At 67.5% G+C, this 8,159-nt stretch carries 9 protein-coding genes and 1 pseudogene; 7 read left to right on the top strand and 3 right to left on the bottom strand.

All coding sequences use genetic code 11. The annotated features are described in order from the left end of the window. Together RMO04_RS01280 and RMO04_RS01275 are read left to right on the top strand one after the other, a co-directional pair. The coding region (locus tag RMO04_RS01280) for a hypothetical protein (protein WP_309642987.1) at positions 1-1,142 on the top strand (1,142 nt) is incomplete at its 5' end. After that, complete coding sequence (locus RMO04_RS01275; RefSeq protein ID WP_309642986.1) at positions 1,126-2,757, top strand: EAL domain-containing protein; 1,632 nt, start codon at positions 1,126-1,128, stop codon at positions 2,755-2,757. The genes RMO04_RS01280 and RMO04_RS01275, both read left to right, overlap by 17 nt. 8 nt (positions 2,758-2,765) lie before the next feature. Here the strand turns inward: RMO04_RS01275 and RMO04_RS01270 are convergent, their stop codons facing one another. Further along, on the bottom strand, positions 2,766-3,608 hold the full coding sequence (locus RMO04_RS01270; protein WP_309642985.1) for a hypothetical protein: 843 nt from the start codon (positions 3,606-3,608) through the stop codon (positions 2,766-2,768). A 310-nt stretch (positions 3,609-3,918) separates the two neighbouring features. Between RMO04_RS01270 and RMO04_RS01265 the strand changes: the two genes are divergently transcribed. Continuing rightward, positions 3,919-4,425, top strand: a complete 507-nt coding sequence (locus RMO04_RS01265; protein WP_309642984.1) for a response regulator — start codon at positions 3,919-3,921, stop codon at positions 4,423-4,425. Between the two features lie 73 nt (positions 4,426-4,498). Here RMO04_RS01265 and RMO04_RS01260 read toward each other — a convergent pair whose 3' ends face one another. Next, on the bottom strand, positions 4,499-5,425 hold the full coding sequence (locus RMO04_RS01260; protein ID WP_309642983.1) for a helix-turn-helix domain-containing protein: 927 nt from the start codon (positions 5,423-5,425) through the stop codon (positions 4,499-4,501). A 96-nt stretch (positions 5,426-5,521) separates the two neighbouring features. On the opposite strand from RMO04_RS01260, the gene RMO04_RS01255 reads away from it, so the two are divergent. The 4 genes from RMO04_RS01255 to RMO04_RS01240 are packed head-to-tail and all read left to right on the top strand — an operon-like array spanning position 5,522 to position 7,897. Then, positions 5,522-5,977, top strand: a complete 456-nt coding sequence (locus RMO04_RS01255; RefSeq protein WP_309642982.1) for a tautomerase family protein — start codon at positions 5,522-5,524, stop codon at positions 5,975-5,977. A gap of 31 nt (positions 5,978-6,008) precedes the next feature. Continuing rightward, positions 6,009-6,827: a dienelactone hydrolase family protein gene (locus RMO04_RS01250; RefSeq protein ID WP_309642981.1), complete on the top strand. Its 819-nt coding sequence runs from the start codon at positions 6,009-6,011 to the stop codon at positions 6,825-6,827. Then, entirely contained in the window at positions 6,824-7,126 is a 303-nt protein-coding gene (locus tag RMO04_RS01245) for an antibiotic biosynthesis monooxygenase (RefSeq protein WP_309642980.1), read from the top strand. The genes RMO04_RS01250 and RMO04_RS01245 overlap by 4 nt, the downstream gene beginning before the upstream one ends. Positions 7,127-7,141: 15 nt before the next feature. After that, positions 7,142-7,897 (top strand): sulfite exporter TauE/SafE family protein, encoded by a 756-nt coding sequence (locus tag RMO04_RS01240; RefSeq protein WP_309642979.1) that lies wholly within the window; start codon positions 7,142-7,144, stop codon positions 7,895-7,897. Positions 7,898-7,907: 10 nt separating this feature from the next. Here the strand turns inward: RMO04_RS01240 and RMO04_RS01235 are convergent. Then, positions 7,908-8,159 (bottom strand): annotated as a pseudogene (locus RMO04_RS01235) (nuclear transport factor 2 family protein); the annotation flags it as partial.

The following is an 8,159-nucleotide window of genomic DNA, read 5'->3' as shown; positions in this document are numbered from 1 at the left end:
CCGAGGGGCCCATGGACAACGATCGAAGCGTACGTCGCCTGACGTCGCTGGAACAGTCGGCTTCAACGGCGCGCGTTCTGAACCTGCTGGCGGTTCACCGGAAACTGGGTGATGACGCCGATCTCGCCCAGGCGCCTTTCTTCAAGAATCGCCTGCTGGACCGCAGCATCATCCTCAAGCATCGCCTGCGCCCCTACGAATACGCCCAGTTCGCCTCCCCCCGCCCGACGGCGACCAAGATCCTGATCCCGATCGACAGCTCCGACCTCAAGGTTGGGGCGCGGTCGGTGTTCGTCGGTCAAAGAGACTTTGACGACGTCGTCGAGTCCGTGCTGGGCCAGGATCTCAGGCCCGGCTCCCGCGACCGGCGCGTGCTCGATCTGATCGACAACCTGCCCTCGCTCGATCCGTTTCTCCTTCGCGAACATCTACGGGCGAATGATATCGAGCCGGCGCGGGGCTATTTCGGGATTTCCGACGCCGACGTGCAGCGGATGTTCGATTTTGTCCGGGAAGAAATCCTGGCGCTGGTCACGCTGTCGTCCGGTGACAACTCGGGATCCCACGCCTACGCATCCCGCCTCGTTGAGAAGCTGCTTTCCAACGCGCCGGACAGCGGGTTCGAGCCGCTGAAAGCCACCCTGAAGCTTAGCGACCAGGAGTACATGGACGGCGTCTTCTCGTGGCGCGGTTTCCTCTACTACAAGTGGGTGCTGGGCGATCTCGCCACGCCGATGCGTCAGGTGATGCTCGAGATCTCGCGGATCGAAGGTCGTGGACCGAAGAGCCCCGAGGCCGCGTCCTACCTCCCCGAGGCAAAAAGGCGCATTCAGCTCGCGATGAACGGAACCATGACCGCCGTCCAGAACATGCTGGATGTCTACAACAGGGCTTATGCCTCCCTGACCATGGAAAGCAAACCAAACGCCTTCCGCGATTTCCTGCTGACCGCGCCCGGCATGTTCGCCAGCCTCGGCGAGCAACTCGGCGCCATCCAGCATGTGGTGAGTTTCTGGCGGTACAGGTTCCCGCAAGGGCGCCCGCGCTTGATATCCCCTGACGAGCTCATGGACGTCTTCCTGGACTTCGAGGACGGCATGGCCTTTTCCCACGAGGAGGCCGCTCATGTCCGTGTCGCCTGACGCCCGGGCTGCGGCCTTGAAGCTGCAACTGCTCGGCCTCGCCTTCGCCGGCGCGGATCTGGTCTTCGAAGTCAACGCTGTCGGCACGGTCACCTTCGCGCTTGGCGCCGTCGAGCAGCTAGCCGGCCGACCCGCCACGGAGTTCATCGGTTCGAACTGGACCGATCTGGTCGGAGAAGGAGACACAGACCTGCTGTCGACCCTTATCGAGGGCCTCGGCGCGGGCGAGCGCCAGGGACCACTTCGGGTCGCTCTGGCGTCGCGGCCGCCAAGGCGCCTCGTGCGGCACGGCTCCCTGTCAGTCTTCAAGCTGCCCCAGCGGACAGGCCAGATATCCTGCGCGCTCAGCCTTGGCGCTCCGGCCGCGATCGACCAGATCACGCGAGGTTCGGATGGCCTGCTCCACAAAGACTCCTTCACCTCGACCGTGGCGGTCCTGCTGAGCGAGGCCGAGCGCGCCGGGCTTCCGGTCCGGCTCGACCTCGTCGAACTCGGCGGCTTAGACGCGGCGGTCTCGGGCATGGACGCCGCCACGGCCGACCGGACCCGCAGACGCGTCGCGGCCACCCTGCGAGCCGAATCGTTCGCGGGCGTGGGCGCATCGGAGGTCGCCACGGATCGCTTTGCGCTCGTCCGCCCCGCCACGGCCTCGACGGACAAGCTCTGCGAGCGGCTTAAGCAGGCGAGCGGGGGGCAGATCGTGGCCGCGATGGCCGAGCTCGCCCTCGACGCTGATTCGCCCGCCCAGAATCTGCGCGCCATGCGCTATGCGCTGGACCGCTACATCGAGGACGGCCCAGCAGGCGCCCAGGCGGGCTTCAGCGCCACGATTGAACGCACGGTCCGCGACACCTCTCGGTTCAAGGCGATGCTGGCCAGCGGCGACTTTCACCTCGCCTATCAGCCCGTGGTCAGTCTGGACGGGCGACATCTCCACCACTTCGAGGCGCTGGCTCGCTTCGATCCCAATTCGAGCCCCGCCGACACCATACGATTGGCCGAGGAGCTGGCGCTGATCGCCGACTTCGATCTGGCGGTTGCGAGGTGCGTCGCCAAGGCGCTGTTCGCCGGCGCCCCGGAACTGAAGATCGCGGTCAATGTCAGCGCGGCCTCGCTGATGCGGCAAGGCTTCGTCGAGGCGCTCCTGGAGGTCACGGCGTTCGACTCCTCAATCCGGTCCCGGCTGCTGTTCGAGATCACAGAGACCCAGCGGATTTCCGACCTTCCTGACGCCAATCTCAAGATCGCCGCCCTGCGCGCCGCCGGCCATGTCATCTGCCTCGACGACTTCGGAGCCGGCGCCGCGTCACTGGACTACCTACGGTTCCTGGATGTCGATGTCGTCAAGATCGACGGACGCTATATTCAGGCCCTCGACTCGAGGCCGCGCGACGTACTCGTCCTCAAGCATGTCATCGCCCTTTGCCGCGATCTTGGCGTGACGACGATCGCCGAGATGGTGGAAACGGCGCAGATCGCGCGTCTGACGCAGGAACTCGGCGTCGAGCTAGGCCAGGGCTGGTACTTCGGCAAGCCCCTGCCCGAGCCCAAGTGGAGCACCCCGCCAGTCACCGCGCCCGCGCGTCGGGTGGGCTCCACCGAACAGTGGGGCTAGACGCGGCGTCAGGGCGCGAAGGTGACGCCCAGACGGGACAGGCCCGCGAAGAAGTTCCGCAGATGCTTCAGGTTCGCGACCGAGAGGCGTCCCATGATGGCCTCGGCGGCCGGTGCGTGCCGGGCGGTGTATCCGTCGGTTTCTCGCGTGATCAGGCCTTGGTCCGCGAGGGCCGCGAGGCGTCGGCGAGTGCTTTCCGTCGGCTGTTGAATGGAACGCGCCAGGGGCGAAATCTGTATCACCGGCGCGGGCTCGACCACCTCGCAACGGCCCGTCGACTCCAGAAGCGCCATATAGACAAGAGCGGCGTCATAGCCCCCCACCGCCCTGGCGATGTCCGGGAGCAGGTCGACGGCGAACAGCGCGCTGCGACGATTCAGCAGCCGTAGAGGCGGCTCCCCCGGATCGGACGCCGTGGAGACGAATAGGGACGGCGACCACGCGTCGTTGGGGACGCGCTTCTGCAGGTCGATGAGAAGCCGGCGAACAGCGATGTGGTTGGCCTCAGCGCCCGCCAAGTGATCGGCGCGTGACAGTGTGGGCGAGTAGATCCCTCGCGGCGTGCGGACGCAGCGTCCGCTCGCGATGACCGGCTCCAAGCGGCGACGAACGGTCTCGTAAGGCAGGCCCAGACGCACAGCGATGGCGCGTGCGCTTGTCGGACGCCTGAAGCCGTCGGGCGGCGCCTGGTCATAGGTCGCATAGCGACTAGCCAGGGCGGGATCGGAATCGAGGTGGCCAATGCCGGCGTCCATCAGCGCGACCACGATGATGGCGGTCGTGATGTCGCCGCCGGTGGCGTCCGCTCCAGCGAGGATCGCGCGCAAGAGGTAGCGGGAGGAGGCACGCAAGGCCGCGGCCAGCCCTTGGGCGCTCACACGTGTCGGCGTGTCCGCCCGCCTCGCGGCGACAACGCTCGGCTTTTGCAATCCAATCCAAGGCTCAAGGGTCTGTCGTTCCACAGGCGCCGACCATCCTCCTTGGCATGTGCTCCAAGACAGTTCCTGATTCGAACGCCGCCTGCATGTTACCCCAGGTTGAAGCGGCCGCGATCGGAGTTCGGCGCCACCCACAATGGGTAGATGATCGGCGCGCGGCGCACTTGCTGGTAACCATCGGCGCGTCCTATCCCACCCGTCTGAAGAGCGGAGGAAGCGCCGAATGGCGGCAGGACTTGGAGCGCTGCGAATTCTCGTCATCGACGACAACGCGCAGATGCGCACGATACTCGGCACCGTCCTGTCGGCCGCCGGGGTCGGCCACCTCCACTATGCCCCGGACGGGCGGAGTGGGCTGACCGCGCTCGTCCAGATCCAGCCTGACCTGTGCTTCGTCGACTACGAGATGCCGGTGATGAACGGGCTCGACTTCATTTCCAATGTTCGCGCGATCGCCTCCCCGCTGAGCGTCATGCCGATCATCATGCTCACAGGACACGCTGACGAGCCGCGCTTGCGCGCCGCCCGGGATCGGGGCGTCTCGGAATTCCTCTGCAAACCGGTCAGCGCCAAGACCATTCTCAGCCGGCTTCAGGTCGCGATCCTCCATCCGCGGGAATTCATAAGGTCAACCACCTACTTCGGACCCGACAGGCGGCGTCGGACGCAGTCCGACCACCACGGCCCAAGGCGGCGCAAGTCGGACCATACCGCCGTGGTCGAGTTGTGAACTCAAACTCGCCAGGGGGCGCCCGGTCCAAACCCGGGCGTGTTTGACGAGCCCTGACGATGGTCCGATTGCTCTAGGCCACTGGCCGTAGTTCGGTGGGCGAGCGCCCGGACTGACGCCGCATGACACGGCGCAGGGTCGAAGGCTCGGCGTAGCCGACGCGGCGGGCAACCTCGTCGACCGACAGGCGGGTGGTCTCCAGCATCCGCTCGGCGGCCTCCACGCGGATGCGTTGCGCGAACCGAACCGGCGACAGGCCGCAGACCGAAGCCAGTCGACGAGCGAAGGTGCGCGGCGTGAGGCTGACCGCCGCGGCGATCTCGTCGACGCTGAAGTCACGTTCGATGTTCTCACGCACCCAGGCCTCGGCGCGGGCGATCTTCTCATCCTGGCCGGCCAGGAAGCTCATCGCCATGTAGGGCGCCTGCGAGCGACGCTGGTCCAGCAGGAGGTAGCGGGCGCAGGCCTCCGACAGGCCGGGGCTGGCGAACTTGGCGATCACCGCCAGCATCAGGTCCATCTGCGCCATGGCGGCGCCCGCGGTCGCGAGCGGCCATTCGGCCACGACGATCTGGTCGGCGACCAGCTCGACGTCTGGGTGGAGACGGCGGAAGGCCGGCGCCAGCCACCAGGTGGTGGTGGCGCGCTTACCCGACAGCAGGCCCGCCTGGGCCAGGATGAAGGTGCTGGCGCAGGAGGCCGCGACGGATGCCCCCGCCGCCCGGGCATCGGCCGCGATCCGCCCCGCGCGCCGTACCGCCGGTGTGGCGAGGCGGGTCGCGAGGTCGGCCTCCGAGCGGACGCCCAGGCCCGGCACGATGAGCAAGTCGCCCTGCGCGAAGCCTGTCGCCGCGCGGCCGGTGCGCACGGTCCGCACCTCGAACGGCGCGCGCCTGCCGCCAAGCAGGCTGACCTGGTTGGCGGTCTCCAGAGCGTCAAGCGTGATGGCAAGGCTTGAAGCCATGCCGTCCCGAAGCGCCAGCACCGAGACTCGGGTCATTGGCGAGTTTCCCCTGAAATGTGTCGTATTTGACTCTAGTTCGATGCCCGGACACAGGCAAATCTGTGGCCACGCCCCCGCCGTAGGAGACAGATCGTGCCCAACATCATCATCAAGGCGCCCGAGGGCGTGTTCGATGCGGACGCCCGCGCCCGGCTCGCCAAGGCCGTGACCGACGTGGCCAAGGCCGTCGAGCAGATCGGCGACGATCCCAGCCACGGCGCCCTGACCTGGGTGCTTTTCGACGAGTTCCGGCCGGGCGCCTTCTTCGCGGGCGGCGGCGATCCGCTCGAACAGCTAATCCCGGTCGTCGTGTTCTTCCGCTATCCCGAGGGCGTGCTGGACGACGCCGCGCGGGCGGACGCCGCGCGGCGGCTGCAAGAGGTGATCTCCGCAGCCAAGCCGGCCGGCGATCTGCGGCCGGTCGTGACCTCTGTGATCATGACGGCCGTCCCCGACGGCGCCTGGGGCGGCGCTGGGGCGATCTGGCGCCTGCCCGACCTGGCGAGGGCCGTCGGCTACAAGCACCTGCAGCACCTCGTCGCCGCCTGATCCTCCGGCCAATACGAAAAGAGGCCATCCGATGACCCATCGCACGATGACGCAAGACGATCCCCTGGACGACTTCGACCACCTCGAATTCACCTTCGATGACGCCACCAAGGTCGTGCATGTCGCGGGGACCGGCCCCGCGGTGATCGTCATGACCGAGATGCCCGGCATCAGCCCGCACGTGGCGCGGTTCAGCCGCTGGGTCAGGGACGCCGGCTTCACGGTCTACATGCCCTCGCTGTTCGGGCGCGACGGGGCCGTCCCCGACGCCGAGGAAGGCGCGGTCGTCTTCCGGCGAGCTTGCGTGAGCGCTGAATTCCGCGCCTTCGGCGCCAACCTGGCCAGCCCGGTGACCATCTGGCTGCGAGCGCTGGCGAAACAGGCGCATGAGACGTGCGGCGGGCCGGGGGTCGGCGCCATCGGCATGTGCTTCACCGGCAACTTCGCGCTCAGCATGATGCTAGAATCCTCGGTGCTCGCGCCGGTCCTCTCCCAGCCCTCCCTGCCACTCGATGAGCCCGGCGGGCTGGATATCGCCCCCGAAGACCTCGCCGCCGTCCGGAGCCGGCTGGAGCGCGACGATCTGACCGTCTTGGCCTATCGCTTCGAGGGCGATCAGATCTGCAGGGCCGAACGGTTCGCCGCACTCTCGTCAGCGCTTGGTGATCGCTTCGTGGGCCGGGTGCTGCCCGACAGCGCCGCTCATCGCGAACCGCCGTCCTTCTTCCAGCGCCACGTGCCATACCCCCATAGCGTCGTGACCGCCCACCTGATCGACGAGGCAGGTCAGCCGACGATCGCCGCCCGCGACGAGATCCTGACCTTCTTCGCCCAGCGGCTCCGCCCATGACTTCGGACACCACGGCGAGGCCCTTCGTGCTGATCATTCACGAGGTTGAGGACTACCCGGCCTGGAAGGCGGTGTTCGACGGGGCGGCGGGCATGCGGAAGGCGGCCGGCGAGCTCAGCTTTCAGGTCCTGAACTTCGCGGGCGAGCCAAACCGCATCGTGCATTTTTCCCGGTGGCGCAGCCTGGACGGCGCGCGGCGCTTCTTTGAATCCCCCGAATTGATCGAAATTCGACGCCAGGCCGGCGTGCGCGCGCCGGAGTTCGTGTATCTCGACGAATTGGACCGTGGAGATCTCTGACGTGGGTCGCTCGCCTTGCCGGACATAGCCCTGCTGCTGGTGGCGGGCTTCGTGGCCGGCGCCATGAACGCCGTGGCGGGCGGCGGCACGTTCGTCTCACTCCCCGCGCTGGCGTTCATGGGCCTTCCTCCCACCGTGGCCAACGCGTCGAGCACGGTCGCTCTGTTTCCCGGGACGCTCGCCAGCGCCTGGGCCTATCGTCGCGACGTTCAACCCCTTGCCATCGCACCCACCTGGACCTTGCTGGCGCTCAGCCTGGGAGGCGGTCTCATTGGCGCGGCCCTGCTGCTCGTCACGCCGGAGCGCGCATTCACCGCCCTGGTCCCCTGGCTCCTGCTGCTGGCCACGGCCACCCTCGCTGCGGGCCACAGGCTGACCTTGGGCCTCCAGAGGCTGGGTCTGCACATGGGCGGCCGGTCGATCCTCGTCGCCCAGTTCGGTCTCGGCATCTATGGCGGCTACTTCGGCGGCGCGGTGGGCCTGATGATGCTGGCGGCCTGGAGCCTGGCGACCAGCGCCGATCTGCGGACCTTGAATCCCTTACGGACCCTGATGGTCGCGGCGGCCAACGGTGTGGCCGTGGTCTGCTTCGCCGCGACGGGCAATGTAAGCTGGCGCGAGAGCCTGGTCGTCATGGCGGGCGGCGTGGCCGGCGGCTACATCGGCGCGCGCGCAGGACGCCGTCTGCCCGCCCCGGTTCTGCGCGGCTTGATCCTCACCATCGCGATCGGCACGACGGCGGCCTTCTTTATCCACGCCTATGGCCGTTGAACTCTGCCCGTCAGCCATAGGTCGCCATGGATCGGGTCACCTGGCCACTTGAGTTGAAGACAAAGGTTTCCGCGGCCTGTCGACCTCGTTGATTGCGGTACAGGACCGTCAAGACGTCGCTGCCCACCAGCACCGCCTCGCAAGCGAAGCGCAGGTCGGGCGCGGCCTCCAACGCCTGTCTCCAGTAGCTCCGCAGCGCCGCCTTCCCCGCCAGGGAGTCTGTGTCCTCGCCGGTCACACGGGCGATCATCGGCGAGTGAAG

This window comes from Phenylobacterium sp., from assembly GCF_031412415.1.
Taxonomy (GTDB): domain Bacteria; phylum Pseudomonadota; class Alphaproteobacteria; order Caulobacterales; family Caulobacteraceae; genus Phenylobacterium.
Note: the sequence above shows the minus strand (reverse complement) of the source record. Positions and strands in the feature narration are given on the sequence as shown.

What these genes read in the sequence shown, in the direction of transcription:
- RMO04_RS01275 (WP_309642986.1), top strand. Translation starts at nt 1,126, where the DNA reads ATGTCCGTGTCGCCTGACGCCCGGGCTGCGGCCTTGAAGCTGCAACTG.
- RMO04_RS01265 (WP_309642984.1), top strand. Translation starts at nt 3,919, where the DNA reads ATGGCGGCAGGACTTGGAGCGCTGCGAATTCTCGTCATCGACGACAAC.
- RMO04_RS01260 (WP_309642983.1), bottom strand. Translation starts at nt 5,425, where the DNA reads ATGACCCGAGTCTCGGTGCTGGCGCTTCGGGACGGCATGGCTTCAAGC.
- RMO04_RS01250 (WP_309642981.1), top strand. Translation starts at nt 6,009, where the DNA reads ATGACCCATCGCACGATGACGCAAGACGATCCCCTGGACGACTTCGAC.
- RMO04_RS01245 (WP_309642980.1), top strand. Translation starts at nt 6,824, where the DNA reads ATGACTTCGGACACCACGGCGAGGCCCTTCGTGCTGATCATTCACGAG.